At 34.5% G+C, this 26,653-nt stretch carries 25 protein-coding genes, 1 pseudogene and 1 other annotated feature; of the genes and pseudogenes, 18 read left to right on the forward strand and 8 right to left on the reverse strand.

The features are described 5' to 3' along the window. Positions 1 to 347: pseudogene (locus H628_RS07715) on the forward strand (hypothetical protein); the annotation flags it as partial. Between the two features lie 69 nt (positions 348 to 416). On the opposite strand, the gene H628_RS0104560 reads toward H628_RS07715, so the two are convergent. Together H628_RS0104560 and H628_RS0104565 are read right to left on the reverse strand one after the other, a co-directional pair. Beyond that, positions 417 to 1,151, reverse strand: coding sequence for a LytR/AlgR family response regulator transcription factor (locus H628_RS0104560; protein ID WP_051237966.1), 735 nt, complete (start codon positions 1,149 to 1,151; stop codon positions 417 to 419). Between the two features lie 10 nt (positions 1,152 to 1,161). Further along, complete coding sequence (locus tag H628_RS0104565) at positions 1,162 to 2,457, reverse strand: GHKL domain-containing protein (RefSeq protein WP_027825375.1); 1,296 nt, start codon at positions 2,455 to 2,457, stop codon at positions 1,162 to 1,164. A 331-nt stretch (positions 2,458 to 2,788) separates the two neighbouring features. Between H628_RS0104565 and H628_RS07335 the strand changes: the two genes are divergently transcribed. Beyond that, positions 2,789 to 3,940, forward strand: a complete 1,152-nt coding sequence (locus H628_RS07335) for a glycoside hydrolase family 73 protein (RefSeq protein ID WP_051237967.1) — start codon at positions 2,789 to 2,791, stop codon at positions 3,938 to 3,940. Positions 3,941 to 4,032: 92 nt separating this feature from the next. After that, the gene (locus tag H628_RS07340) at positions 4,033 to 4,944 is read left to right on the forward strand and encodes an SLAP domain-containing protein (RefSeq protein WP_027825376.1); all 912 of its coding nucleotides are present in this window, start codon (positions 4,033 to 4,035) and stop codon (positions 4,942 to 4,944) included. Between the two features lie 133 nt (positions 4,945 to 5,077). Here H628_RS07340 and yidC read toward each other — a convergent pair whose 3' ends face one another. Together yidC and H628_RS0104585 are read right to left on the reverse strand one after the other, a co-directional pair. Continuing rightward, entirely contained in the window at positions 5,078 to 6,061 is a 984-nt protein-coding gene (gene yidC / locus H628_RS0104580) for a membrane protein insertase YidC (RefSeq protein WP_027825377.1), read from the reverse strand. A 49-nt stretch (positions 6,062 to 6,110) separates the two neighbouring features. Next, the gene (locus H628_RS0104585; RefSeq protein ID WP_027825378.1) at positions 6,111 to 6,386 is read right to left on the reverse strand and encodes an acylphosphatase; all 276 of its coding nucleotides are present in this window, start codon (positions 6,384 to 6,386) and stop codon (positions 6,111 to 6,113) included. 84 nt (positions 6,387 to 6,470) lie between these two features. Here H628_RS0104585 and H628_RS0104590 point away from each other — a divergent pair, with 84 nt between their 5' ends. The 5 genes from H628_RS0104590 (at position 6,471) to greA (ending at position 11,934) form a co-directional block, all read left to right on the forward strand. Next, entirely contained in the window at positions 6,471 to 7,238 is a 768-nt protein-coding gene (locus H628_RS0104590) for a TrmH family RNA methyltransferase (RefSeq protein WP_027825379.1), read from the forward strand. A gap of 67 nt (positions 7,239 to 7,305) precedes the next feature. After that, entirely contained in the window at positions 7,306 to 7,653 is a 348-nt protein-coding gene (locus H628_RS0104595) for a winged helix-turn-helix transcriptional regulator (RefSeq protein WP_027825380.1), read from the forward strand. A 41-nt stretch (positions 7,654 to 7,694) separates the two neighbouring features. Beyond that, positions 7,695 to 7,899 (forward strand) — a binding site (T-box leader). A gap of 34 nt (positions 7,900 to 7,933) precedes the next feature. Then, positions 7,934 to 8,983: a phenylalanine--tRNA ligase subunit alpha gene (gene pheS / locus H628_RS0104600; RefSeq protein ID WP_027825381.1), complete on the forward strand. Its 1,050-nt coding sequence runs from the start codon at positions 7,934 to 7,936 to the stop codon at positions 8,981 to 8,983. Then, complete coding sequence (pheT, locus tag H628_RS0104605) at positions 8,983 to 11,394, forward strand: phenylalanine--tRNA ligase subunit beta (protein ID WP_027825382.1); 2,412 nt, start codon at positions 8,983 to 8,985, stop codon at positions 11,392 to 11,394. Before pheS ends, pheT begins: the two co-directional genes overlap by 1 nt. 66 nt (positions 11,395 to 11,460) lie before the next feature. Continuing rightward, complete coding sequence (gene greA, locus H628_RS0104610; protein ID WP_027825383.1) at positions 11,461 to 11,934, forward strand: transcription elongation factor GreA; 474 nt, start codon at positions 11,461 to 11,463, stop codon at positions 11,932 to 11,934. 32 nt (positions 11,935 to 11,966) lie between these two features. On the opposite strand, the gene H628_RS0104615 is transcribed toward greA, so the two are convergent. Then, positions 11,967 to 14,516 (reverse strand): YfhO family protein, encoded by a 2,550-nt coding sequence (locus tag H628_RS0104615; RefSeq protein WP_027825384.1) that lies wholly within the window; start codon positions 14,514 to 14,516, stop codon positions 11,967 to 11,969. Positions 14,517 to 14,617: 101 nt separating this feature from the next. On the opposite strand from H628_RS0104615, the gene H628_RS0104620 reads away from it, so the two are divergent. From H628_RS0104620 to H628_RS0104645, 6 genes are all read left to right on the forward strand, one after another. Then, positions 14,618 to 16,738 carry a peptidoglycan D,D-transpeptidase FtsI family protein gene (locus H628_RS0104620; protein ID WP_027825385.1) on the forward strand — a complete coding sequence of 707 codons (2,121 nt, stop codon included), beginning with the start codon at positions 14,618 to 14,620 and terminating at the stop codon, positions 16,736 to 16,738. 77 nt (positions 16,739 to 16,815) lie between these two features. Then, entirely contained in the window at positions 16,816 to 16,965 is a 150-nt protein-coding gene (gene rpmG / locus H628_RS0104625) for a 50S ribosomal protein L33 (RefSeq protein WP_027825386.1), read from the forward strand. A gap of 59 nt (positions 16,966 to 17,024) precedes the next feature. After that, complete coding sequence (locus H628_RS0104630) at positions 17,025 to 17,579, forward strand: 5-formyltetrahydrofolate cyclo-ligase (protein ID WP_027825387.1); 555 nt, start codon at positions 17,025 to 17,027, stop codon at positions 17,577 to 17,579. Positions 17,580 to 17,591: 12 nt separating this feature from the next. After that, positions 17,592 to 18,269 carry a rhomboid family intramembrane serine protease gene (locus H628_RS0104635; RefSeq protein WP_027825388.1) on the forward strand — a complete coding sequence of 226 codons (678 nt, stop codon included), beginning with the start codon at positions 17,592 to 17,594 and terminating at the stop codon, positions 18,267 to 18,269. A gap of 1 nt (position 18,270) precedes the next feature. Further along, positions 18,271 to 18,480, forward strand: a complete 210-nt coding sequence (locus H628_RS0104640; RefSeq protein WP_027825389.1) for a YqgQ family protein — start codon at positions 18,271 to 18,273, stop codon at positions 18,478 to 18,480. Positions 18,481 to 18,529: 49 nt separating this feature from the next. Further along, positions 18,530 to 18,937: a rhodanese-like domain-containing protein gene (locus H628_RS0104645; RefSeq protein WP_236692239.1), complete on the forward strand. Its 408-nt coding sequence runs from the start codon at positions 18,530 to 18,532 to the stop codon at positions 18,935 to 18,937. Between the two features lie 73 nt (positions 18,938 to 19,010). Here the strand turns inward: H628_RS0104645 and H628_RS0104650 are convergent, their stop codons facing one another. Next, a complete protein-coding gene (locus H628_RS0104650) occupies positions 19,011 to 19,199 on the reverse strand; it encodes a DUF3042 family protein (protein ID WP_034538320.1) in 189 nt (62 codons plus the stop codon). A gap of 69 nt (positions 19,200 to 19,268) precedes the next feature. Here H628_RS0104650 and miaA point away from each other — a divergent pair, with 69 nt between their 5' ends. Both miaA and glnA read left to right on the forward strand, forming a co-directional pair. Continuing rightward, entirely contained in the window at positions 19,269 to 20,189 is a 921-nt protein-coding gene (gene miaA, locus H628_RS0104655) for a tRNA (adenosine(37)-N6)-dimethylallyltransferase MiaA (RefSeq protein ID WP_027825392.1), read from the forward strand. Positions 20,190 to 20,466: 277 nt separating this feature from the next. Next, positions 20,467 to 21,804 (forward strand): type I glutamate--ammonia ligase, encoded by a 1,338-nt coding sequence (gene glnA, locus H628_RS0104660; RefSeq protein WP_027825393.1) that lies wholly within the window; start codon positions 20,467 to 20,469, stop codon positions 21,802 to 21,804. A 55-nt stretch (positions 21,805 to 21,859) separates the two neighbouring features. On the opposite strand, the gene H628_RS0104665 is transcribed toward glnA, so the two are convergent. Next, positions 21,860 to 22,615 (reverse strand): nucleoside phosphorylase, encoded by a 756-nt coding sequence (locus H628_RS0104665; protein ID WP_027825394.1) that lies wholly within the window; start codon positions 22,613 to 22,615, stop codon positions 21,860 to 21,862. A gap of 240 nt (positions 22,616 to 22,855) precedes the next feature. Between H628_RS0104665 and H628_RS0104670 the strand changes: the two genes are divergently transcribed. Then, positions 22,856 to 23,887, forward strand: a complete 1,032-nt coding sequence (locus H628_RS0104670; RefSeq protein WP_420835727.1) for a BMP family lipoprotein — start codon at positions 22,856 to 22,858, stop codon at positions 23,885 to 23,887. 136 nt (positions 23,888 to 24,023) lie between these two features. Here H628_RS0104670 and H628_RS0104675 read toward each other — a convergent pair whose 3' ends face one another. Next, entirely contained in the window at positions 24,024 to 25,217 is a 1,194-nt protein-coding gene (locus H628_RS0104675) for an ATP-binding protein (RefSeq protein ID WP_027825396.1), read from the reverse strand. 254 nt (positions 25,218 to 25,471) lie between these two features. Between H628_RS0104675 and H628_RS0104680 the strand changes: the two genes are divergently transcribed. Continuing rightward, the gene (locus tag H628_RS0104680; protein WP_027825397.1) at positions 25,472 to 26,650 is read left to right on the forward strand and encodes an MFS transporter; all 1,179 of its coding nucleotides are present in this window, start codon (positions 25,472 to 25,474) and stop codon (positions 26,648 to 26,650) included. The last annotated feature ends 3 nt before the right edge of the window (positions 26,651 to 26,653 follow it).

Genomic DNA, 26,653 nt, shown 5'->3' on the forward strand with positions numbered 1-26,653 from the left:
AGTTCTTCGCTAAGTCAGAAGTAAATGGTCACACTTGGTACAACTTAGGTGGTAATCAATGGGTAGACGGTTCTTATGCTGTTGTAAATGGCCAACAAAATACTGTTAATGCTGCTAATACCAACAAGACTAATAATAGCAAATTTGATGTTGCCGCAAATTCAATCTTAAAAGTTGAAAATAAGCAAGGCTTGAAAGTATATACTTCACCAAATGGTAAGGAAACTAGTCAAGTATTGCCAGCTGGCACTAGATGGAAAGTGTTTAGAGAACTTAATAATGGTGAACTTTGGATGCAATTAGGTAGCAACCAATGGGTAAACACTGCTTCTAATGTCGCTAAATAACCTTAACTAAATAAATCAAATAACCTCACAATGATTAGACTTAATGCCTAACAATTGTGAGGTTTTTGTTTAGTGAGCTTTTTGTGTAAATAATTTTCTTAATTCTTTTCCTTTGGTCGCTGGATATGTGCATGGCGCACCAGCTGGAAAGAAGACCAATCTTTGTTTAAAATCAACTTTTACAACATTTTTTGGATTGATCAAGTATGAGTGATGAATCCGCAATAATTGTGGAAATTTTTCTGCTAATTCACGTAAGTTGCCATAAAATTCAAATACATTATTTTTGCAAATGAGTTTGATCATATGTGGTTTGTTGGAGGAGGTAGTTAGGTAATAGATGCGTGAAAGACTGATTTTATAGTTGATACTTTTGTCTTCAAATGATAAATACGCCTCACTTTTTTCTAACTTGGTATTGTTTAGCTTAGTAAGTAGTTGAGCCATTAGCTGTTTAGAATTTGGACTACCTTTAACAATATAGCTTAAAGGGGCAATTTGCCTTTGAAGAGTCTCGAGAGCATAGTCTTCATAAGATGTTAAAAATGCAATTTTACTATTTGGTTGAAGGGTCTTAATTTTTTCAGCAAGATCTATGCCATCGAGTTCTTGATTCAAATCAATATCCAAAATATATAGAGCAGGTAGTGCATTATTTTCTACGTATTCGAGTAACTGCCATGGATTAACAGTCTTAAATGCTAATTTCATATTTAGCTTGTTTTTAGCAATAGTATCTTCAATTATGCTGGCATAATAATTCAAAAAATCTTCGTTATCGTCACATAATAATATAGGAATCAAAATAATAACCTCAGTTAATTTCTAGAGTTGAGATAAAATGCTTATCAACGACTTCTTGTTTAAGATGAACATTTGGATGTTCCTTAATAATATCCATTATATTTGCAAGTCCTAAACCATGACTACCTTTTTTAGTAGTATAGCCATATTTTCTAATTTTATCTGGGTTTATTTCTTTACCATTAAAGCTATTTTCAATTACAACTTTTAAAGTATTGTCGTATTCTTTCATAGCGATAATGAGCTTCTTTTCTTGTGCCTCACTGATAGCTTCAATAGCGTTATCCAATAAAATCCCCAACATTCGAACAAGAATTATTTCTTCAAGGTTAACATCATTAATGGGATGTCTAGCATCAAAATAAACATCAATCTTAGCTTTGCGTGCTTCAATTAGCTTAGTTAATATCAATGACTTAACAGCCTTTAATTTCAAATTACCTAGATCCTTAAAAATACTGTAACCCTTGCTTAAATCTTCAGACGAATACTTATTAACTTGCTGCAAGTACTTTTTATTTATTTGACCATCTTCGAGGTTCAAACCTAACAGCAAATTGTTATAGTCATGCTTGAATTTTCTTAATTGTTGATAATTAGCTTCAAGTTCATCAGTATAAAGAGACATAACGTGAATTTGCTGGCTTAAGTTTTTGCTTTCTTGTTTTTGACGTTGTGCTTTTAGCTGACTGTATGTCATATAAAGTGATAGGGCTAGTTGAATTAACATGAAGGATAAAAAGAAGTATTTAATTATACCTAAAACATCAAAAGCTCTTGAAAACTCAACGACCATAAGTAGAAAAATATCTAGAAAAGCTAACTGACATAGAAAAGGCTTTTCGACTGATTTAGTTTTAATCCAATAATAAATTCTTGTAACACAAAAAAATAATACTATGGCTAATATTAAATTGATGATTTCTTGAGTTACAATAAAAAGCCAATTATTTGAAAACCTTACGATATTAAAAGACCTTAATAACATTTCTGTTAGCATACAAGAAGTAAAGCTTACGAAAATGTTGATTGTCAAAGCGAAAAAGAAACTTATTAATTCAGGTGTAATTAGCATATTGTTCTTTTTCCACGAAGTATATCTTAAGAGAAGAAAAAGTAGTAATAATACAGCTGATATTAGTATTGCACTAAAATTTGCAACAAAGCACAAAGGGATAACAAGTACTAAGAAAGTTAAATAGTAACTGATATTTTTAATTTTAGCTAGAAAACCGGCTAAAAATACAATTTCTAAGATATCAATGCTTTCTTGTACCAATACTTGATATAAGTTTATTTTAATCATAATTCCTCCATGTGTTATCAATGTTAATCTTGATTTTTAAATGATAACACTTTCTTATAAATTATAGGATAAAAAAATAATGTTAGAATACCAAAAATAATAGTTTTTAAAATCATTATAAAAAATAGTTGGGTCATTTTTCGAGTTAAGATACTGAGATTTCGAATTAGGAAAAAATACAGTTTTAATGCTATTAAAGTGCAATAATCTAGGTGGACATGTCTAGGAAGGATTTATTTAAAATGCAGAATATATTAGTAATGTTATTTTGTGAATATACAAAAGGCTAAATTAATTTATTATTATGTTACGCAGAATAGGAGATAAGAATATGAATATGAAATTTTTAAGAAGAGGGATTACAGCTGCTACCTTAGCTGCAATATTATTGTCAAATTCAAATAGTTTAGTTTTAGCTGTAGAACAATCAAAAGCTAATAGCGCAAAAACTGAACAAGCTACTGATAGACAACCAAGTCAAGATTACTTAGCTAAAGATCCTAGTATTGGTCCAGGCTATTACGAATTTTCGAATGGTAAGCCCAAATATGATTTGAATTCTATTTTATACGCAAATGTTGATGCAACAACTTTCTTTAATAGTATTAAAGCAGGTGCAATGGCGGGATGGAAAAAAGGAATTTTACCATCTATAACAGCAGCCCAAGCAGCAATTGAAAGTGGGTGGGGCGCAACAGGAGGAGCTCGTATTGCCAATAATTTATTTGGAATTAAAGGTACTTATAACGGACAAGGCACATATTTAAGAACTACTGAGTATCGTGGTGGAAGATACGTTTCTATTGTTGCCCAATTTAGAAAATATCCAAATTGGGCAACATCTATAGAAGATCATGCTAACTTCTTAGTCAATAATAGCAGATATCATAACTTACTTTTCCAAAAGGATTATCGAACTTTTGCTAGATTGCTACTACAAGATGGTTACGCAACTGATCCTAACTATGCCTCAAAGATTATTAACTTTATTCAAATTTATGGTTTACAATCATGGGACCAAGAAGCATTTAATGGCAATACTGGCAGTGGAATTACTCAAGAATCTGAAGATATTGCTCAAATTAAATATGTTCCAGGTTACGGTGTATTAGGATTCACTATTGATGGTAAATATATTCCAGGTAGTAACTATAAGTTCAAGGATGGCACTCGTTGGAAGGTTTTACGTTCTGTAGTAATTAATGGTCAAGAAATGTATGACCTTGGTGCAGGTCAATATGTACCTAAAGCATATACTGATCACTATGACAATGGTGTTGTAACTATTCACTATGTACCAAACTACGGTGTTAACGCTTGGAGAAGTGATGGTACTCAAATTGCCGGTAGTAACTTGAAGTTTAAGACAGGTTCACGCTGGAAGATTTGTGGAGTAAAAATGATTAACGGCGAAATTTGTTACTTAGTTGGTATAGATACTTATATTCCTAAGAAATACACACAATGGGGTGCAGGAAAATAATTAATTAACCTATTGTGTATTTTCCTAACTGTGTTATTATGTAATCGAAACGAAATATTGTAATTTTTTTGTAACATATAGAGGAATTAAAAATGAAAAAAGATACATTAAAATTAGCTTCTGCAACTGCATTAGCCGGTGTAACATTAATGGGCGTAGCTCAACCAGCAATGGCCACTACTGTAGATATGGGTTACGTAGCTAAGGATTCTACTAAGGGTCAAGGTTACTATGATGTAAAGAAGGATTTAGTAAAGCTTGATACAACTGGCCGTGTTAACTATGTTCCTGGTTATGGTATTTTACTTTGGGCAAAACCAGGTAACGAACCAACTAAGAGATATTTAGCACATGGTACTAGCTGGAAAGTATTCGGCTATGTAACTGATGCAAATGGTCATAAGTGGTACAACCTTGGTGGAAATCAATGGGTTGACTCAAGTTATATTGTATTAAGTAACAGTGCTCACACAGAAACAACACCAACAACTAAAGAATCAACTTCAACTAAGGCAACTACTACAACAAGTACCACTACTTCAACTGCTGCAACTGGCGTGCTTAAGATTAACTACCGTCCAGGATATGGCGTAATGCTTTGGGCTACTCCAGGTGCTCATGCATTGAATCGTTACTTGCCACATGGCAGTAGCTGGAAGTTCTTCGCTAAGTCAGAAGTAAATGGTCACACTTGGTACAACTTAGGTGGTAATCAATGGGTAGACGGTTCTTATGCTGTTGTAAATGGCCAAAATAACAGTTTTAAACCAGATGATTATAAAATGCCACGATTCGATATTTCAGTAAATGAAATTTTAAAAGTTACAAACAAGCAAGGCTTGAAAGTATATTCTTCACCAAATGGTGATGGTAAGCTAACCGGTCAGGTATTGCCATATGGCAGTAGCTGGAAAGTATCTAGAGAATTAAATAATGGATATTTATGGTTAAAAGTTGGTACTAACCAATGGATAATCGGGTATGAAAATGAACTAAATAAATAATCAATATAAATTAACTAAAAAATACCTCACAATGATTAGACTTAATGCCTAACAATTGTGAGGTATTTGTTTATCCAATTTTTTAACTAAACAAAAACACGATTCCTGTAAAATCCAGAAATCGTGTTATAAATTACTTATCTTCGCGCTTTTGCTTACCTGCATTACGCTTACGCAATTCATTTTCAGTAACATCAGAGTGACTAGTAGTTGCTGAATTATTTGAATTGTTTGAATTATTGCCATTGATAATTTGGTCGATAATTTCTTGTGTAACTACGACTTTCATTGGCTTTTCTTTAAGTTCTGCATCGATTCTGGCTTTAGCTCTTGGCATGATAATGTAAGTTACAATTACTTGTTGAATTAATGCAATAATTCCGCCAACTAAGAAGTAAAGACCGAGAGCACCAGGTGTTGACATTGAAATGAATAATGTCATCAATGGACTGATAAAGATTGTTGATTGCATTGCTGCTCGTTGTTGTTCACTAACGCCGCGAAGCATTAATAAACTTTGAGCTAAGTAAAAGAGCGCACCGATAATCGCAAATAGTAATGATGGCTTACCAAGTGATACTCCGAAGAAGCTGGTCTTGTATAAGGCATCTGAATAGGCTACTGCTTGATAAATACCAATCATGAATGGGAATTGGATTAATAGAGGCAAGCAGCCAATTCCGCCTGTGATGCTTAGGTTGTTTTCGTGATATACCTTTTGCTGAAGTTGGCTAATTTGCATTTGCTTGTCAGGAGTTAAGGAACGATCCTTTAAAGCAGTTTGAATTAGTTGAAGTTGATCTTGCAACCGGCTAACCTTTTCTTGCTGAATTGTTGACTTCTTTGAAGTAGAAAGCATTAATGGCAAGAGTACAAAACGAATTACTGCAGTAATAATTGCAATTGCCCAACCAGCACCATTAGTACCACCGATTGCATTTTCAGTTGCCAACATGATATTTCTAATTGGAATACCGATGAATTGGTAAATTATACCAAAAAATCCGCCTTTAGGAGCTGCGCTTGCACCTGTCTTATAGGCAGCACAGCCAGTTAAGATTAAGGCAAGGGTAGCTAATAACCCTAATAATAGTAAAATCTTTTTATTTTTTTTCATTAAATTAATCCACCACTTAATTATAAATTTCTTTGTCTAAAACAACTGGTTAATATTTTACCGTAAAACGGGTTAAAGGTGCCACATTTGTCAACTGCTTTTGCTCAATTTTATCAATTCTGGCAGCGGGACTTTGTGCTGCAGGTAATTCTTGAATAAACTTATTTAAAACGTAGTCTTTACCTTGAATTAAGATGTTGACACTGCCGTCACTTTCGTTTTTTACCCAGCCTTTTAAGAAATACTTCTTCGCTAAAATCTGAGTACACCATCTAAAACCAACGCCTTGAACAAGGCCGTATACATGAATTTCTCTTGTTTCCATATTTTTTCTCCTATGAAATACAATCTACTATTTAATATTTTAACCTTCTAACTTAAAATAGGATAGTGGACTAAGGAGAAAGATATGCAGAAAATAACTTCAACAACTAATCAAACTATTAAAAATTTAGCCAAGCTAAATAAAAAGAAATATCGTGAGCAAGAAGGCTATTATTTAATTGAAGGCTTTCATTTAATTGATGAGGCTTTTAAGAGTGAATTAAAGTATAAATACTTATTAGCAACTGCTGCTGCTTTTGAAAAGTTAGTAGATAAATATGAAATTGATTTAGATGATAAAAGATTAATTCAAATTAATGAAAAAGTTGCTAAGCATCTAAGTGCAACTACTAATTCACAAGATGTATTTATGGTCTTAAAGATTAACCAGCCTAAGCACTTTACCTTTAACTTTGGTAAGTGGGTCTTACTTGATACTTTAGCTGATCCCGGAAATATCGGAACAATTATTAGAACTGCAGATGCTGCTGGTTTTGATGGTGTGGTCTTATCAGAAAATTGCGCTGATTTATATAATCCCAAGACGCAAAGAGCAATGCAGGGAAGTCAATTCCACTTGCCAGTGATTAAGGCGGATATTTTAAAGACCATTGAACAATTTAAGGAAAATTATATTCCGGTCTATGCTTCGGTTTTAGATAGTGAAGCTAAAGAATTACCAACTTTTGAAAAGACTAAGGAATTAGCCTTAATTATTGGTAATGAAGCTAATGGTGTAAGTGACGAAGTAGTCGCACAAGCTGATGAAAAGCTATTTATTCCGATTAAGGGTCAGGCTGAATCGTTAAACGCTGCAGTAGCAGCTGGGATTATGATTTACCATTTCGCCTAAGCAAGGTACTTGTATTAAGTAAGTGAAGCCATTATAATTTTAGGCAGTATGACATAGGAGGCTTAATATGACTAAAGCTGTAAAAGAAAGTAGTAGTGGCTGTGGTCAACGTGATTATCAAAATTGTGAACATTTCATTAATGCTTTTGCCTTTATTGGTAAAAAGTGGAATGGATTGATCATTAGCTCTTTATGTAGTGTTAAACCAATGCGCTTTAAGGACTTAGCTAATGCAGTGCAGGCTTGTAGTGACCGAGTACTAGTTGAGCGCTTAAAAGAATTAGAACAATTAAAAATTGTTAAACGGTCAGTTGATGAAGAAACTGGCATAATTACTTATACCTTGACCAAAAAGGGTGCAGAGCTTAAACCTGTTTTTGATTTGATTCATGACTGGGCTGACCGTTGGGCTTAAAAAAGATTGCAAGATTGGTATAAAAGTTTTATCATACTAACTATAATGCAATGACCAAGACTAGTAGCTGTTAGCCAAATTAACAGAGAGGGTTGTATCCGCTGAGAATAACCTATTTTGGAGATAGTGAATTTCATCTTGAGAGTAGAATTTAATCAATTCCGGTATTTCACCGTTATCGAATTTTTGAGTGTAGGGTAGTTTCTACCCTAAACTAGGGTGGTACCGCGAAGCTTCGTCCCTTTTGGGATGAAGCTTTTTTTGTGGAAAGGAAAACAACATGGATTTATTTGAAAAGATTGCTAAATTACGTGAAGATGGTTTGGCACAAATTCAAACAGCTGAAAATGAAAAGAAATTAAACGATGTTCGTGTCGCATTAGTCGGTAAAAAAGGACAATTGACTGAAATTTTGCACTCAATGAAGGAAGTTGCTCCTGAAAATAGACGTGAAGTCGGTCAAAAAGTAAATGAATTAAGAGATATTTTTAACGCTCGCTTAGATAAGGCTAAAGATAATCTCTTAAAGAAATTAGTTGAAGAAAAATTAGCTAAAGAAGCAATTGATGTTACTTTACCAGGTAGAAAAACTTACATGGGTTCTAAGCACGTGATTAGAATTATCCAAGATGACTTGGAAAAGTTTTTCATTGGTATGGGCTTTAAAGTAGTTCAAGGACCAGAAATTGAAAATGAACACTATAACTTCGAAATGCTTAACTTGCCAAAAGATCACCCAGCTCGTGATATGCAAGCAACATTCTTTGTTGATCCAAGTCACTTATTAAGAAGTCAAACTTCACCAGTTCAAGCCAGAACTATGGAAAAGCACGACTTTGAAAATGGTGCTTTAAAGATGATCTCTCCAGGTAAGGTTTACCGCCGTGATGATGACGATGCAACGCACTCACACCAATTTGCGCAAATGGAAGGTTTAGTAGTAGATAAAAATATTACTATGGGTGATTTAAAGGGAACTTTAGAAGCCGTTGCTAAGCACGTCTTTGGTCAAGATCGTGAAACTCGTTTACGACCAAGCTACTTCCCATTCACTGAACCAAGTGTTGAAATGGATGTTTCTTGCTTTAACTGTGATGGTAAGGGATGCAGCGTATGTAAAAATACTGGCTGGATTGAAGTTTTAGGTGCCGGAATGGTTCACCCTAACGTAATTCGCAATGCTGGTTTAGATCCTAAAGTATATGGTGGTTTTGCCTTTGGTTTAGGGTTAGATCGATTTGCAATTTTGAAATATGGTGTAGATGATATTCGTGACTTCTACACTAACGATGTAAGATTCTTAACCCAATTTCGTCAGGAGGAAGATTAATGTTAGTTTCATATAAATGGTTACAAGATTTTCTTGATTTAGATGTTGAACCCCATGAATTAGCTGAAAAGATTACTAGAACTGGGATTGAAATTGCTTCAGTTGAACATCCAATGGATGGTCTTAAAAAAATTGTAGTTGGACATGTTTTAGAATGTGAAATGGCTCCTGACTCAGATCACTTACACATCACTAAAGTTGATGTTGGTGAAGCTGAACCTTTACAAATTGTTTGTGGTGCACCTAATGTTGCAGCGGGGCAATATGTAATTGTTGCTTTACATGGTGCTAGAATTGCCGATAACGTCAAGATTAAGCGTGGTAAGTTGCGCGGAATTGAATCAGACGGTATGATTTGTGGTTTACAAGAAATTGGCTTCCCAGATAAGTTAGTACCAGCTGAATTTGCTGATGGTATTTTTGTCTTCCCAGAAGCAATTACTCCAGGAACTGATGTATATGAAGCTTTGGGGATGGATGACTACATTTTAGACTTTGATATTACTCCTAACCGTGCTGATACTCTTTCGATGGAAGGAGCTGCATATGAAGTTGGTGCAATTATTGACCAAAAGCCTAAGATTGAAGATGTAGTCTTAAAGGGTGATGCTCCTGATTGGACTAATGAATTAAGTATTAAGGTTGATTCAAAATTAGCTCCTAAGTTCTTAATGCGTAAAGTTAGTGGCGTCAAGATTGGCCCAAGTCCACTCTGGATGCAAGTTCGTCTTTGGAATGCAGGTATTAGACCAATCAACAACGTAGTTGATGCAACTAACTACTGCATGCTTTTAACTGGTCAACCAATGCATGCCTATGATGCAGCTGCTTTTGCTACTGGTAAATGTGAAGTTCGCTTAGCAAATGAAGGCGAAAAGCTCACTTTACTAGATGAAAGTGAAATTGACTTAAATGCTGAAGATATCGTAATTACTGACGGTGAAAAACCAGTTGCACTTGCTGGGGTAATGGGTGGTTTGAATTCTGAAGTTACTGATAAGACGACTGATGTGATTTTAGAATCAGCTGTCTTTGATCCAGCTTTAGTTAGAAAGGCTGCCTTGCGTCATGATGCAAGAAGTGAAGCTTCTGCTAGATTTGAAAAGGGGATTAACTGGGACAACACTGAAAAGGCCCTAAATATGGCCAGCTTAATTTTAAGAAATCATGCTGCTGGTAATGTTCATGAAGGCATTAATGTTGGTAGTAATGAAAAACGCCAAAAGTGTGAAATCACAGTGCCATTTGCTCACTTCAATAAGGTATTAGGTACTAACTTAAGTGATGAAGAAATCTTAAAGATTTTTGCTAAGTTGAATTTTGCAACTAGTGTTTCAGGCGAAGAAGTTACTGTTACTGTTCCTAATAGAAGATGGGATATCTTTATCGATGCTGACTTAGTGGAAGAAGTCGGAAGAATCTATGGTTACGATAATATCAAGTCAACTCAACCTGTTTTAGGTCAAACTCATGGTGGTTATAACGCTGATGAAGTTAAAGTTCGTCACTTACGTAACTTGGTTCAAGGACAAGGCTTAGTTGAAACTATCAACTATTCATTAACTTCAGCTGATAAGGCTGTCTTATTTGAAGAAAAGCCATTAAAGCCAGTTAACGTTGAATGGCCACTTAACTCTGCTAGAACCACAATGAGACAAAACTTGATGGCCAGCTTAGTTGAAACTGCTAGCTATAATTTTGCCCGTAAGCAAAATGAAGTTCGCATTTTTGAACAAGGTCGAGTATATGACTTAGAAGGCGATAGCTATAATGAACATAGTCATTTAGCTGCTTTATATACTGGTAATGTTGAACAAACTAACTGGCAACATACTGATGAAAAGATTGACTTTTACTATGTAAAGGGTCAAGTTGAAAGTTTATTTGATGCTGTTATTAAGCAAAAAGTAACAATTGAATATAAGGCAATCAAGTTGCCAGGGATGCACCCAACTAGAACTGCTGGAATCTATCTTGATGGACAATATGTTGGTTTTGTTGGTCAAATTTCTTCTTTACATGAATTATTTGACAAGAACTTACGTGGCAAGGAACTTTACGGTTATGAACTTAATTTAGACTTATTATTGCCATTAATGGAAGGCGAAACTAAGTCACAACCTGCTCCAAAATTCCCAGCTGTTGAACGTGACTTATCACTTTTAGTTGATAAGAAAGTAACTAATACTGAAGTTAGTGATGTAATCAAGGCTAGTGCGGGCAAGTACTTGTACAAGTTGGCAGTAATTGATGTATATCAAGGTGCCCACATTGAACCTGGCAAGAAGAGCTTGGCTTACAAATTAACCTTCTTAAATGAAAAAGATACTTTAACTGATGAAGTTGTAAGTAAGGCGATTAATGATGTTACTACTGCTTTAACTGAAAAATTAGAGATTGAAGTACGTTAAGCTATTGACTTTTTAATAGTATTTAAATAAGATTGACAATTGAAAAATGATTAAGGGAGATTTATTATGCCTAAGACATATCCAATGACTGCTGAAGGTAAAGAAAAACTTGAAGCAGAACTTAAAAATTTGAAATTAGTCAAGCGGCCTGAAGTAATCGAAAGAATTAAGGTTGCTCGTTCTTATGGGGACTTATCTGAAAATTCAGAATACGATGCAGCTAAAGATGAACAAAGTGCAGTAGAACAAAGAATTGCACAAGTAGAACAAATGCTTAAGTATGCTGACGTTGTTGATGCAGATAGTGTTGATCCTAATGAAGTTTCAGTTGGTAAGACAGTTACCTATACTGAAGTAGGTGAAGATGATCCTGAAACCTACACTATCGTTGGTTCTGATGAATCTGACCCATTGAACGGTAAGATTTCTAACGACTCACCAATTGCTCAAGCTTTACTTGGTAAGCACAAGGGTGACACTGTTACCATTGCCACTCCTGGTGGTAGCTTTGATGTAGTTATTAACGAAGTTAAGGCTTAAGCTAAATATTATTCAAAATAAAAAGTAGATTATCATCTTTTTGATAGTCTACTTTTTTGGTATGTCATAAAAATTAAACAAGTAAGTGAAATAAGTAAGCCAGCAATTAGTTCAACTGGAATAAATATTAATTGTATTTGATGATAACCTGGACTGATATTTACTTGTAAAAAGGTATTTAAGTATTTATTTACCTTAACAAGCTTCCCCTTATCAAAGGCAAACCAGTCATGACTATATGGAATTGTCGTTTTCAGTGTTTGCTTAGCTTGAGTTTTAAATTTATCACTAGTTATTACAAGCTTGCTATATTGAAAATTGGGCTGTTTAGCGCGAAATTTACTTAAAACGGAATTTAATTTATCAGTATCTAGTTGCCAAATAATACTATTTGTTAAATCTAATTTATGACTGTGCATAATAAAACTGATTTTGATTGGAATGTTTTTTTGATTTGCAGCAAGATTAACTAGCTTTATTTGACTATAGCGAGCATCAATTGAAACGTAATGGTTGTTGATATAGAGTGAGACGTCACTATTATCTAAATCAGCAGGCAACTCTAAGTAGTAAGAAGCATTATTAACGGGTTTAAACCAAAAACTAATTTTGCTAATGCCAGACTTAGCTTGAAATTGTAAATAATCTTTTTTGACCAAACTGGCATTTTTCATAACTGGATCTGGCAAAAGTAGAGCTGAAAATAAGTTAACTTTACTACCAGTAATGCTAGTGAAAAAAGTCTGTTGGTTTCTAGTAGGGTCTTCGCTAATAAAGTTAGCTTTTTTAGTTTTTGGAGAAACAAATAATAATGGAAGAGAATTACGATAGCTAACTGAGTATAACTCAGGATAATTTTCAACAAAGTTACTTGCTTTTAAATCAGGACGATACAAGCGATTATTATATTTCATTAGTTGATTTGCCGGAATATCATCGTGATCTAAGTTAGGCAAGAGGTAATATTTCACTCCTAATAATTGATCTAACAAGGCAGTAGAAAATTTATTAGAAAATGAATTCGAGTTATGAACTAGACCCTGATAGCTTAAAAAGTTAATTAAGTTAGTGCTAGTTATTGAATTGAAATTAGCTAATCCATAATAATCATCGCTAAAGCTATCATCGTCTGAACGAGAAAAAGTCTTTTCAAGGCGGTAAAGATTGCTATCAGAACTTCTTATTTGACTAGTAGCAGCCCTCATATTAGCTGTAAAATTGCTCCAATCAGCATTACTTTGATATGCTAACTCATTTAGACTCAGAACTAAATTAACAGTCATTGCTAGTGCAGTTAAGCCATAAATCAGCCATTGAGACGATAGGTCAATCGGACTCAAAAAGACAACAAACAAAAGGGTAATTAAGATAAATAGGACTGTAATTATCAGCTTGGTTGAATTTAAAAAGGCAAAGTTGCCAAATTTAATAATTATACTAGCTAATGCAATGAAAATTATTAAAACTAAGCCTTGAATCTTAGTAAAGTACTGCAAGTTCGCCAAATTCTGAAAGGCTAGTTCAATTAAATAAAAACAGATAACAAAGCTAAAACGTGCAGGATACCAAGTTGGATATTGACCGATATGCCAAAGTAAAACTAGCGGATTAAAACAAGTTGATAAGAATAGAAAAATTAATAAAACTAACTTACTCAAACGAACTTTAAGCGCAATTTGGCGATTAAAGAAATACAGCAGGGCGATTAGCAATAAGAAAATAGAAATATAGACATTAGGTAAACCTGCTTCCATTTCATGAAAGCTATAGCTTCCAGTGAAAAATTTACCAAATAGTTTCCAAAAGTTAAATTGAAAACTTAAAGTCCAACTAGTGCTATCACCTTTTCCACTTAAAATTTCTGAAACTGCTGGTATCAACACAAAGCTAGCTAGTAAAGTTCCTAAAATTGAACGTGACAGGTAGAATTTAAATTTAGCTAGTTTGGCGTCAGCATTAATTAATTCAGTTAAGAAATAAAAAAGTCCAAAAGCTAAGACCATGTAGCCAGTATAAAAATTAGTAAACCAGCATAGAAAGGTTACTAGAACTAGATGTCTTTGTTTTTTAATCGCTAAAATTAAAAGTGGCAAAAGGATAACACTGTCAAGCCACATCAAATTTAAATTATAAGCGATGACATAGCCACATAAGGCATAGGCTAAGCTAGCAGCTAATGCAAAAAGAGTTTTATTTTCTCCTTTAAAATAATAAAATGCGCTTAAGCCAATTAGGCCGACTTTGATACTAATTAAAATTAAGATACCGGTAGGGAAGAACTTAAGTGGAATCAGCAGTAAAATTAAATTTACTGGGCTTGCAAGATAGTAAAAGTCAGTTGCTACCATACTTGAACCTAATCCATTAGCAAAACTAAAAATAAGTTCTGCTGGGTTATGGAGTAGACTTTGTCGATAATGCGCTAGAAGATCAATATATTGTTGGCCAAGATCGACGGTTAAGATTTGTCCGTGACGGACCAAAAAATAACTCAAAAAAATAATAAAAGGTAGCCCAAAAGCAGCTAGATATGAAATTAACTGCTTTTGAGAGTCAGAAAAATGATTAATAATTTGTTTCATATGATTAAGATTTAAAAAACATTACTTGATAGTCGGCTATAAGCATAGCATAATAACTTATCATTTGCTAAAATATTGCTAGTTTAGTGAGGTAGATTTTCTTGGATTTTTTCAAAAAAAATAAAAACAATCAAACATCAAAGAGAAAAGCTGCAGAAACGCCAATTAGAGTGAAGGTTATTCTAGGCTTTATCTTTGTACTTTTTGCATTATTAATTGTGCAATTAGGATATTTACAATTAATTTATGGTAGTCGTTTTCATGCTGAAGTGCAAAAAACAGATGATACTGTAATTTCAGGTGCAGTTCCGCGTGGGGTTATGTATGATGATAAAGGACGGGTATTAGTTGGTAATAAGGCTAATAACGCTATTACTTATACCAAGTCTTTGTCTACGACTACAAAGCAAGAATACAACATTTCTAATGCTTTGAGTAAGTATATTACCATCTCAAATGAGAAGCCAACTGATCAACAATTAGCTCAATACTACTTAGCAGATAGTAAAAATTACGCTAAAGAAGTTGCTAAGTTGCCACGTTCGAAGCGCTATAATTCTGATGGGTCCGAAGTAAGTTCATCAGCTATCTATCAAACCCTTGAAAATAAGGTAGCAAATGAAAAACGTCATTATACTACTAAGCAAAAGACTGCAGCTTTGATTTTTAATAAAATTGCGGGTGCATATACCTTATCTACAATTTATGTTAAAAATCAAAAATTGACTGATCGGGAAGTAGCATTAGTTGGGGAACACCTTTCAGAACTTCCAGGTGTTGGAATTGGGACTGACTGGGAAAGATACTATCCAAATGGTTCATCAATTAAGAGTATTATTGGTTCTGTTTCAACTGAAAAAGCTGGACTTCCAAGTGATGATTTGAAATATTACCTTGCTTTAGGTTATTCAAGAAATGACCGTGTGGGTACTTCCTACCTTGAAAAAGAATATGAATCTTTATTAAAGGGAACAAAGTCTAAGAGCAAGGTAACAACTAAGTCAAATAATCAAGTACAACAAACTAAGACTGTTTACAAAGGACAAGCTGGTGCAAGTTTAGTTTTAACGATAGATTCTAAATACCAAGCCAAGGTACAAAAAACCTTGAAATCAGTTTATGCCTCTGCTGTATCATCTGGAGCTGCAAGCTTATCTTCAGGTGCTTATGCAATTGCAATGGATCCAAATACGGGTGCAATCAAGGCTGTTGCAGGTTTGTCACATGACCCAGATACTGGTAAAACAACTGATAATGCGCTAGGCGTAATTAATCAAGCTTTCGTTATGGGGTCAGCTGTTAAGGGGGCTCAAGTTGCAGGTGGTTTAATCAATCACGTGATTACACCAAGCAATACTGTATTACCTGATACTCCAATTTACTTACCTGGTTCTCCAGTAAAGAAATCAGTTTATCCAGTTGGAACGTTCTCTAGCCTAGATGCACAAACTGCGCTTGAAGTTTCAAGTAACATTTACATGATGCAGTTGACTTTAAGATGGATTAAGGCAAGTTATTCACCTCATACTTATATTAAGATGCCAAAGAATGCCTTTGATATTTTGCGGCGTAACTTTAATATGTTTGGGCTAGGTCAAAAGACAGGGGTTGACTTACCTGGAGAAATTTCAGGAATTCAAGGTAAGTCATATAATTCTTCTGGTCAATTGTTGACGGGGTCTGTACTTGACTTGTCCTACGGGAACTACGATGCTTACACTCCAATTCAAATGGCGCAATATATTTCCACTATTGCAAATGGTGGTTACCGGATGCAGCCATACTTAGTTCAAAGTGTAGGTAAAACCAATAGCAGTGGTAATAAAGTCTTAATTAACTATAATAAGAAGGCTAATGCTCAACTTAGAATCCCTTGGACTACAAGTGAATTAAATGTTATTCGAACAGGGATGTATCGAGTTGTTCATGGTTCAAATGCTTGGGGAACTGCCCATACTTTAAAGAGTGTTAAACCAACAATGGCAGGTAAGACTGGTACGGCTGAAACTTTCTATTATGATCCAAAGCATCCTAATAGTACGAAGGTACATGAATTAATCAATGCAACCTTTGTCGGTTTTGCCCCATATAAGAATCCAAAACTAGCAATTGTAGTTGTTTTCCCTGGCCTTGATCCTAACATGGAAGGTACATATACTTTACAAGTAGCTAAAGAAATGGTTCAGGATTATTTCAAACTAAATAAATATGCTGAAAATTAATCTGACAATTTCCTGGTAAGAACAAGCAAAAAATGCTATAATTAACCAGTCGAAGTTAAATATAGGTGGTGAAATCAATGGCAGACAACATTATTTTAGAATGTACTGAATGTGGTGAAAGAGATTACTTATCAAAGAAAAATAAGCGTAAGCACCCAGAACGTTTGGCTTTAAAGAAGTATTGCCCACGTGAAAGAAAAGTTACTCTTCACCGTGAAACTAAGTAATTTTATTAAAACAACAGGTAGTGCCTGTTGTTTTTTTGTATCAAGTGAGTTTATTATTTATGGATAAGCAAGAATTAAGAAAGCGGCAAATTAAACGCTTAAATGAGTTTCAGAAAAAAGCTCACAAACATTTAGAAGATCAAATCTTGGTTAATAACTTTTTTGATTCTGGGATTCTAGATGGCGTAAAAAGTATTGGCGTGACAGCAGCATTAGATTTTGAAGTAGACAACTCAGAACTAATTGCCAAATGCTGGGATATGGGAATCGACGTTTATTTGGCGCGTACAAACCCTGACAAGAGTATGGATTTTGTTTTTTATAATTACACTAGTAAGTTAGAGAAGTCCACTTTTGGTGTTTTAGAAGTAGCTGATTCAAATGCCAAAATAAAAGATGACTTAGACTTAGTTTTAGTTCCAGGACTAGCTTTTTCTAAAATTGGTCATGATCGAGTAGGATTTGGCGGTGGCTTTTTTGACCGCTTTTTAGCGCAGCATCCAACTAAGTCATGTGCATTGGTAAATTCAGTTATGTTATATGAAGAGCCAGCTTGGCCAATTGAAAAGACTGATATTCAAATTGATCAATTAATTACCCCGTATACAAATTAGGAGATGAAGTAGATGCAAAGAAGAACTGACTGGAAGTCGATTTATGTAACAGCAGGCATTCTAGTAGCTTTATTAGTAATGTTTATTATAGAAACCCTGTTAGGTGGATCTGAAGATAGTGCGGTTTTGTTTAAGCTGGGAGCAAGTTACAATCCGGCAATTGCTATCGGCCAATATTGGCGTTTGTTTACTGCTCAATTTTTGCATATCGGTGTCTTGCACCTTGCTTCAAATGCAGTAATGATTTTTTACTTAGGTCAGTTACTTGAAGAAGTTATGGGACATGGAAGATACCTTGCTTTATATCTTCTTTCAGGAGTTGGTGGTAATTTACTTAGTTTTGCCTTGGGGAGTGATTTTTCTCTTAGTGCAGGGGCCTCAACTTCTTTGTTTGGTTTATTAGGTGCCTTATTAGCCTTTTACCTAGTAAATATGAATAATCAAATTATTGCATATCTTGGTAGACAGGCGATTTTCCTAGCTGTCATTAATTTAGCCTTTGATTTGGCTAGTCCAAGTATTGATATTTTAGGCCATGTCGGTGGTCTAATTAGTGGATTTTTACTTGCAGGGCTACTTGGCAGTAAGTTTATTGGTAATTATCCTAAACAAGCTAGAGTGGTCTTTGCCGCGGTATTAATTGTTTATACCGTTTGGACAGTTCGGATGGGACTAGTGATTACAGGCTAAAATGAAAACTTTATATGATGTACAACAACTACTTAAGAAATTCAATATCTTAGTTTATGTCGGCAAAAGAAAATGGGACATCGAATTAATGGCCATCGAACTCGATAACTTATTTAAAAATGGCTTGATAGCAAAGAAAGATTATATGTCAGCCAAAATCATTTTGCGTCATGAACATGAAATCGAAGAAAAAGCTGAAAAAGAGTCTTAACTGGGGTATTATTTTATATAGGACAAAACGAATTTAGGAGTATATTAAAGTGAATTTTAATCAAGTTATTTTAGTCATTGACTTAATTTTACTATTGATTGTTTTAGCATTTTTCCTTTCATGGCTTTGGAATCGAATCCAAGCTAAGCGAATCGGTGGAGCTCTTAGTAACAGCGACTTTAAAGCGGGGATGCGTAAGGCTCAAATTATTGATGTGAGAGAAAGTGCACCATTTAAGCGTAAGCACATTGATGGAGCTCGTAATATTCCAATGACTATGTTCAAGTATCAACATGGTGAAATTAGAAAAGACTTACCAGTTTATTTGTATTCTGACAGTGCATCAATTACTTTGAGAGCAGCTCGCATTTTACAAAAAGATGGCTATGAAAAGATCTTTTGGCTAAAGTCAGGCTTTCAAGCTTGGGATGGCAGAGTTAAGAGTTCAAAATATTAAAAATAAAAAACTTGCAGGAATCCAAAAGTTCCATGCAAGTTTTTTAATAAGTTATAAAGTGATAGTAGGAATCTTAACCTTGGTGAGCTGAGTGGCTCTTACGGTTAGCACGAATACGGTTGTGTTCGATTCTCTTAGCTTCAGCTTCAGCTGGATCTAAGACCTTTTTCTTGTAAGTAAATAAGCCTGCAGCAATTGTACCCAAGGTAGTAACAATACCAGTTACAAAACCACTTCTAAATCTTCTTGCTTTCTTAGCCATTATTTGTACCTCCTACTCTTCTTTTAACTTAATTCTAGCAGTCTATAGTTAATTTATAAAGGAATATGTATGAAAAAAATTCTAGTAATTGTGGGACCAACGGCTGTTGGTAAAACTAATTTGGCGATTCAATTAGCACAACATTTTCAAACCAAGATTATTTCTGGTGATTCAATGCAAATCTATCGAGAAGTTGCAATCGGCACTGCTAAGCCCACAGCAAGTGAACAAGCGCAGGCTCCGCACTTATTAATCAATCAAAAATCAGTCTTTGATCAGTATTCAGTCAAGGATTTTGTGCAAGATGCTGAGAGTGCAATTTCAAGTCTAGGAGAAAAGTTGCCTATTATTTGTGGCGGTACTGGCTTTTATTTAAATGCCTTAATCAATAAAATGCAGCTTGGCGAGCCTGGAGAGTACGAAACTAGTGTTGAAGCTAAATGGGAAGACTATCTTGCCAAGTTTGGCAAACAAGCCTTGTGGAATAAATTATTTGAATTAGATGCTGCTGCTTGCGACAAGATACCAGTTGAAAATAGCCGCCGAGTTTTAAGAGCCTTAACGGTCATTTCAAGAACAGGGCGTCCTTTTTCAGAGCAACAAAATAAAATTGAGCCCAGATATGATGCGTTAATCATTGGATTAAACACCAAACGTGAGCTAGTTTATCAGAGAATAAATCAGCGAGTAGACTTGATGATGCAAAATGGATTACTTGAAGAAGCTCGCTTTGTCTATGAGAATCGAGCACGAGAATATCAAGTATTGCAGGCAATTGGATATAAAGAATTTTTCCCATACTTTGAGGGCGAAAAAGATTTAGATTTTTGTGTAAATAAATTAAAGCAGGCTTCTCGTAAATATGCTAAGAGACAATTAACTTACTTCAAGAATAAGCTGAATGTTGAATGGTATGATCCATTTGAGGATAAGGCATATCTTGATGAAATTATTAGCAAGGTACTTGCATGGCAAAATGAAGAAAGCTAGTAAACTAATTCTTAAGAAAGTTTAAATATAAGTAAAAATTAGAGCTAAATTTTTAGCTCTTTTTTTAGACCAATTTTTAGTTTAAGCCTACTTGTATATAACATTTTTACACTTTATAAAAATAAGTAATAAAAAAATAATTGCAAAAAATAACTATACCAGTTTGACAAAATAAAAAACTAAGTCTATGATATTGCTATGTTCTTAGGAGATATAAATAATTCTAGGACTATACCAATTTTGTTACGATAGAAAGATTTTGTTAACAGGTGGAAAAATGAAAAAAGTATACACAGAAGAAGAAATTCGTAAAATTGTTAGAGACCAAAATGTACGTTTCTTACGTTTATGCTTTACAGATATCAACGGAACATTAAAAAATGTTGAAGTTCCGCTTAGTCAATTAGATAAAGTTTTGGCTAACGAAATTCGTTTCGACGGTTCAAGTATTGATGGCTATGTTCGAATTGAAGAAAGTGACATGGTTTTATATCCTGACTTTTCAACTTGGGCAGTATTACCTTGGGGTGATAATGAAGGCGGCAAGATTGGTCGTTTGATTTGTTCAGTTCACAACACTGATGGTACTCCATTTGCTGGTGATCCAAGAAACAACTTGAAGCGTGTTGTTAACGAAATGAAGGAAATGGGTTACAGCAACTTTGAAATTGGTTTTGAAGCTGAATTCTTCTTATTCAAAGAAGACAGCGAAGGCAACTGGACTACTAAGCCAACTGACCAAAGTTCATACTTTGATATGGCTAGTGAAGATGAAGGTGCTAAGTGCCGTCGTGATATTGTTGAAACTTTGGAAAAGATTGGTTTTGAAGTTGAAGCAGCACACCACGAAGTTGGTGCAGGTCAACAAGAAATCGACTTCCGCTTTGATGACGCAGTTGCAACTGCTGACAAGGTTTTGACTTTCAAGATGGTTGTTAAGCAAATTGCTAAGAAGCATGGTTTACATGCAACCTTTATGCCAAAGCCTGTTGAAGGTTTACCTGGTTCAGGAATGCACACTAACATGTCATTATTCAAAGATGGCAAGAATGTCTTCTACGATAAAGATGGCGAATACAAGTTATCTAAGACTGCTCTTTACTTCTTAAATGGTATTTTAAGCCATGCTAGAGCATTAACTTGTGTTGGGAATCCAACTGTTAACTCATACAAGCGTTTAATTCCAGGTTTTGAAGCTCCTGTATATATTTCATGGGCTAACAAGAACCGTTCACCACTTGTTCGTATTCCAGATGCTGAAGAAATTGGTACTCGTCTTGAAATGCGTTCTGCTGACCCAACAGCTAACCCATACTTATTATTAGCAGCTTGCTTAAAAGCTGGTCTTGAAGGTATCAAGGAAGCTAAGATGCCAATGGCCCCAATTACTTCAAATGTCTTTGAAATGTCTGCTGAAGAAAAGAAGGAAAGAGGTATTATTGCTTTACCTTCAACTTTGCATAACGCTACTAAGTACTTCAAGGAAGACAAGTTAATCCAAGATGCTTTAGGTGAACACTTAACTCAAAGCTTTATTGAATCTAAAGAACTTGAATGGGCTCAATACACTCAAAGTGTTTCAGATTGGGAAAGAAATCGTTACATGAACTACTAATATGTAGTAATAATTATCTAAATACTATAAAAGGAGAGGTTTATACCTCTCCTTTTTATATTGCTGTTAAAATATCACAAGCTAGACCCACGACATCTTTTTGACGCTTTTCCCCCCAATTTCGTTCATCATGTTCAAAATTAGCTAAGCTGTCAGCAGAGTATAGAATTTGAGCAAATTGAACATTGCGTAACTGACAGCAAGCAGCCATTGCAGCACATTCCATTTCAACAACCGAAATTCCTTCAGCTAGGTGCTGTTCAACTTTAGTTTTAGTTTCTCTGAAAAAGCCATCAGTTGTCCAAGTAGTTACTTCGGTGTAGGGTAATCTTCTTTTTTCAAGTTGCTCTTTAACTTGCATCACTAGTGGACTAGATAAGGTGATGTAACGACTTGGCGCTACATAGTGAAAACTGGTGCCTTCGTCACGCAGGGCCTTAGTTGGTAAAAAGAAGTCACCTTCATTCCCAGAAGTTAAAGCACCACAAGAGCCGATTGCTAGCACTTCTTTTACACCATAAGCAATTAACCAGTCAAGAAGCTGCACAGCAGCACTAGCGCCTAGAGGAGGGCGAACAAGTGAAAGAGTTTGATTATGATACTGAACTTGATAAACAGAAAAGTTGCAAGCAAAAGTCTCAAAAGTTGCCACAATTTTATAATCTTTATCAGCTAAAAAAGCTTGGAAATTTTCATCAGTGACAAAAGGATAGACAAGCTTGTCAGCAAAATCGCATCCCAAATTTTTATAATTAGGATTAAGAACAGCGTTAGGATTTGAATCGAAGTTCATTAATGATAATTCTTCCATATTTTTCACCTCATAATAAGATTTATTTAATAATACCATTATAAAATGATTGGAGCAATTTCTTTATTTTTTTAAAAAAGGTGTGAAGATATTTGTTATTATATTTTCTTATTTTGATTTGACAAAAATCGTTCAAACTGATATCGTACTATAGAATTTGTTCGCTTTTATATAATAAGGAGATTTTTGATGAAGAAGACGCAAATCAAAGCAATTGTAGTTAGTGGCCTAATTGGTGTTATGTTAATAACTTTAACTGGATGCCGAGCCAAGCATTCACTTAGCAAAAATAACTATAAAAACAAACATTCAATTGCTTTGATTACCGATATAAGTGGTGTTGATGATCATTCATTTACTGAAGCTGCTTGGAAAGGTTTTGAAGCTTTTGGTAAGCAGCATCAGCTCAGCCGCGGGATGGGTGGTTACCAATATTTCCAATCTAATAGTGAAGGAGATTTTGTTCCTAACTTTAATCAGGCTGCTAATGCTGGTTTCGAAACCTTATACGGTGTTGGTTACGCCTTGAAAGAAGCCGTTTCATCGGCAGCTCAAAAATATCCTAAAAAGAACTTCGTCATTATGGACGATGTTATCACTGGTCAAAAAAATGTGGTCAGTGCAACTTTTAAATCGAACGAATCATCATATTTAGCAGGTGTTGCAGCCGCGTATACAACTACAACTAATACTGTTGGCTTTATTGGCGGTGCTAGATCAACTGTCTTAGACTTATTTGAAGCTGGTTTTAAGCAAGGAGTTGCAGATACTGCTAAAAAATTAGGTAAGAAGATTACCATTTTAGATCAATATGTTGGTGACTTTACTTCAACTGATAAGGCTAAAGCAATTGCTCAATCAATGTATGCTAAAAAAGCTGATATAATTTACCAAGCCGCCGCAACAGCCGGCAATGGCGTCTTCCAAGAAGCAAAAAATCTCAATGAAACAAGAAGCGAAAAGAAGAAAGTTTGGGTAATTGGTGTTGACTCCGATCAATCCGCCCAAGGTGAATATACTAATAGTAAGGGTAAAAAAGATAATTGTACTTTAACTTCAGTGTTAAAGGGCCTGGGCTTTGCAGTTAAGGATATTGCAGATAAAGCATATGTCGGTAAATTCCCAGGTGGCAAGCACCTTGTTTACGGCTTAGAACATAATGGTGTTTCAATTACTAAAGGAAATTTATCTACTAAGGCTTGGCAGGCTAGTCAAGAAGCAAGAAGCCAAATTATTAATGGAAAAATTACCGTTAGAACTTCACCAAAATAAAACAAGAAAAGATAGTTAATATGTGCCTCATAGTTGTTAGATATAAAATCTAATGATTATGAGGTGTTTTTTATGGTAGAAAAAATACACGACCTCTGTAACATATAGAAATCGTGTAGTATCAATTATTAATAAATTATTTGGTTAAAAAATCAGTAATGTGTACAACTTCAATTCCGTCGATTACACCAACATCATCCCAATTATTAGTAATAATAATTTTTCGATAACCAGTTGGTAAATGTAAAAAGTTATCAGTTTCTCTAGTATTATTTTGAGGAATTTGATCAGTAACTTGAATATAAAGGGTATCACTGTCATTTTTGGCAACAAAATCGATTTCTTTAGTATCATATTTTCCCACAAAGACTTCATAGCCACGACTTAATAATTCTAGATAAACGAGATTTTCAATTTTTGAACCACGATTAATTCTTTCTCTGCGTAATTGAGAACGGACAAATCCCAAATCTACTGCATAAAATTTTCCTTGGCCTTTAAGTAGCTCTTTTCCACGAATATCATAGCGTGGGACTTTATAAAATAGAAAAGCATCTTGTAATAAATTAAGATAAGCTTCAATGGTATTATTACTAATCTTGAAGCCACTAGATCTTAAAGTATTAGCAATTTTATTAATACTGATGAGTTGACCAGCATTACCAAGTAGAAAAAGTCCGACCCGTTCTAAAACTTCTGTATTTTTAATAGTTGCTCGACCAGCAACATCTCGAAGCAAAATCGAGTTATAAATTCCACTTAAAACATCACGCTTTAATTGATTATTATCTTGTAAAACAACTGAAGGAAAGCCACCATATTCTAAATAGTCATTGAAGTGGCGAGCAGGATCATCTTGTTCATAGTTTTTAAATTTTAAGTATTCCCTAAAGGTCAACGGTAATACCGGAATTTGAACATAACGACCTGTTAGATAGCTGGCAAGTTCTCCAGAAAGAAGTGATGCATTAGAACCTGTAATATAAATGTCAGAATCAAATGCTACACGTAGGCCATTAATTAATTTCTGCCATTCATGGACTTCTTGAATTTCATCAAAGAAAAAGTAAGTCTTTTTACTTTTATCTACTTTTTTCTTTAGGTACTCATATAATTTTCTGTAGTCAAGCAAATCAAAATATTCTGGATTTTCAAAATTTAAATAAATGATTTGCATTTCTGAAATACCTCTTTTGAGAAGCTGATCTCTAATCATTAATAATAAGTAGCTTTTTCCTGAACGACGCACTCCAGTAATTACCTTGATAAACTCAGTATCAATCATTGGTTCGATTCTTTTTAAGTATAAAGGACGAAGAATTGGTTCCATAATTTTCTCCTAACTGAAAAATTTTAGATTTTTTAGCTAAATTTTCTCTGTACTGAAAATTCTACCAATATTTTAGCACGATTTTCAGTGTACTGAAATTTTTTGGAATTTTTAGCTAAATTTTCTCTGTACTGAAAATTTAGTAAAATATCCAACTGCCTTTTATTAAGCAAAAATATTAAATCAAGTTAGAGCAAAGACTATAATCTTGGTATGATATATATAGGACTAACAACAAATTCTAGGAGGAAATTATGGGAAAAAATCAAGGAAAGACCGTTTATACTAAAGATGTAATTTTAGTTATGGCGGCCTCATTTTTCTTCATGTTTAGTGTGATGTTCGTCACGCCATTGATTAATGGTTATGCGATTAGCTTAGGTGCTAGTAGTAGCTTTGCTGGATTTGTAGTCGGAATAATGAGTGTTGCTTCACTATTTTTACGGCCTATTGCAGGTAATATTACTGATATTTTTTCAAAGTATCGGCTATCTTTAATTGGTGGGATATTGATTGCTATTGGTATTATTGGATATGTAATCACACCTAATAGTGAGCTGCTCTTATTATTCAGATTAATAAATGGAACTGGCTTTGTGTTATGTACAGTATGTATGACTACTTGGCTTGGTGCGCTTGTTCCGCGAAGTCATGTTGGACAAGCAATGGGCTTTTATGGCTTAATGAATGCGCTCGATATGGCAATCGCACCAGCAATTGCGATTGATGTATACCATACAATTGGCTATCGTAATTCATTTATTTTGGCAGCAGTAGCCAGCATTTTGATGATTATTGTGATTCAATTCGTTGAAAATCATGCCTTGCCGAAGGTGAAAGAAAATAAACCCAAGAAGAAGTTTAAGCTGATTCAAAAGAATGCCTTTCCTGTTACAATTTTGACTGCTTTATTTGCAATTCCATATTTTATTACCCAGGCTGATATTGTGACTTATGCTGAGCAAAAACATCTTGATATTCACGTGGGGATGTATTTTGTAATTTATGCGATTGTTTTACTAGTACTGCGGATTGTATTAAAGAACTTTTTTGATACTGTACGGTTTGGAGTTTGGCTTTATGCAGCGGCAGCTAGCATGTTCTTTTATTTATTTATGTTAGCAATTATGACTAATGACTTAATGATGGGGCTTGCCGCAATTGGAATGACTGTGGGGTATGGAATTATATATTCGGTTTTGCAGTCAACGGCGTTATTGTTAGCACCACTTGAAGAACAAGGATTAGCTAGTTCGACCTTTTATATGGGAATTGACTTGGGGATGAGTTTTGGACCAATTATTGCTGGGTTCATTGATACTTATTTGCCAATTCAATATTTCTATTTGGTGCAATTGATTTTAGTACCGTTAGTTTTAATAGTTTACTTCGTTTATCGCAAACAGTTAAATGGAGCGATTGATCAACATTAAAGT

This window comes from Lactobacillus psittaci DSM 15354, assembly GCF_000425905.1.
GTDB classification, from domain to species: domain Bacteria; phylum Bacillota; class Bacilli; order Lactobacillales; family Lactobacillaceae; genus Lactobacillus; species Lactobacillus psittaci.

Bases quoted from the DNA above. Each gene is read 5' to 3' on its own strand.
- pheS (WP_027825381.1), top strand. From the start codon at position 7,934: ATGGATTTATTTGAAAAGATTGCTAAATTACGTGAAGATGGTTTGGCA.
- pheT (WP_027825382.1), top strand. From the start codon at position 8,983: ATGTTAGTTTCATATAAATGGTTACAAGATTTTCTTGATTTAGATGTT.
- H628_RS0104640 (WP_027825389.1), top strand. From the start codon at position 18,271: ATGAAAACTTTATATGATGTACAACAACTACTTAAGAAATTCAATATC.
- greA (WP_027825383.1), top strand. From the start codon at position 11,461: ATGCCTAAGACATATCCAATGACTGCTGAAGGTAAAGAAAAACTTGAA.
- rpmG (WP_027825386.1), top strand. From the start codon at position 16,816: ATGGCAGACAACATTATTTTAGAATGTACTGAATGTGGTGAAAGAGAT.
- H628_RS0104635 (WP_027825388.1), top strand. From the start codon at position 17,592: ATGCAAAGAAGAACTGACTGGAAGTCGATTTATGTAACAGCAGGCATT.
- H628_RS0104650 (WP_034538320.1), bottom strand. From the start codon at position 19,199: ATGGCTAAGAAAGCAAGAAGATTTAGAAGTGGTTTTGTAACTGGTATT.
- miaA (WP_027825392.1), top strand. From the start codon at position 19,269: ATGAAAAAAATTCTAGTAATTGTGGGACCAACGGCTGTTGGTAAAACT.
- H628_RS0104590 (WP_027825379.1), top strand. From the start codon at position 6,471: ATGCAGAAAATAACTTCAACAACTAATCAAACTATTAAAAATTTAGCC.
- yidC (WP_027825377.1), bottom strand. From the start codon at position 6,061: ATGAAAAAAAATAAAAAGATTTTACTATTATTAGGGTTATTAGCTACC.
- H628_RS0104585 (WP_027825378.1), bottom strand. From the start codon at position 6,386: ATGGAAACAAGAGAAATTCATGTATACGGCCTTGTTCAAGGCGTTGGT.
- H628_RS0104630 (WP_027825387.1), top strand. From the start codon at position 17,025: ATGGATAAGCAAGAATTAAGAAAGCGGCAAATTAAACGCTTAAATGAG.
- H628_RS0104565 (WP_027825375.1), bottom strand. From the start codon at position 2,457: ATGATTAAAATAAACTTATATCAAGTATTGGTACAAGAAAGCATTGAT.
- H628_RS0104615 (WP_027825384.1), bottom strand. From the start codon at position 14,516: ATGAAACAAATTATTAATCATTTTTCTGACTCTCAAAAGCAGTTAATT.
- H628_RS0104675 (WP_027825396.1), bottom strand. From the start codon at position 25,217: ATGGAACCAATTCTTCGTCCTTTATACTTAAAAAGAATCGAACCAATG.
- H628_RS07335 (WP_051237967.1), top strand. From the start codon at position 2,789: ATGAATATGAAATTTTTAAGAAGAGGGATTACAGCTGCTACCTTAGCT.
- H628_RS0104595 (WP_027825380.1), top strand. From the start codon at position 7,306: ATGACTAAAGCTGTAAAAGAAAGTAGTAGTGGCTGTGGTCAACGTGAT.
- glnA (WP_027825393.1), top strand. From the start codon at position 20,467: ATGAAAAAAGTATACACAGAAGAAGAAATTCGTAAAATTGTTAGAGAC.
- H628_RS0104665 (WP_027825394.1), bottom strand. From the start codon at position 22,615: ATGGAAGAATTATCATTAATGAACTTCGATTCAAATCCTAACGCTGTT.
- H628_RS0104680 (WP_027825397.1), top strand. From the start codon at position 25,472: ATGGGAAAAAATCAAGGAAAGACCGTTTATACTAAAGATGTAATTTTA.
- H628_RS0104670 (WP_420835727.1), top strand. From the start codon at position 22,856: ATGTTAATAACTTTAACTGGATGCCGAGCCAAGCATTCACTTAGCAAA.
- H628_RS07340 (WP_027825376.1), top strand. From the start codon at position 4,033: ATGAAAAAAGATACATTAAAATTAGCTTCTGCAACTGCATTAGCCGGT.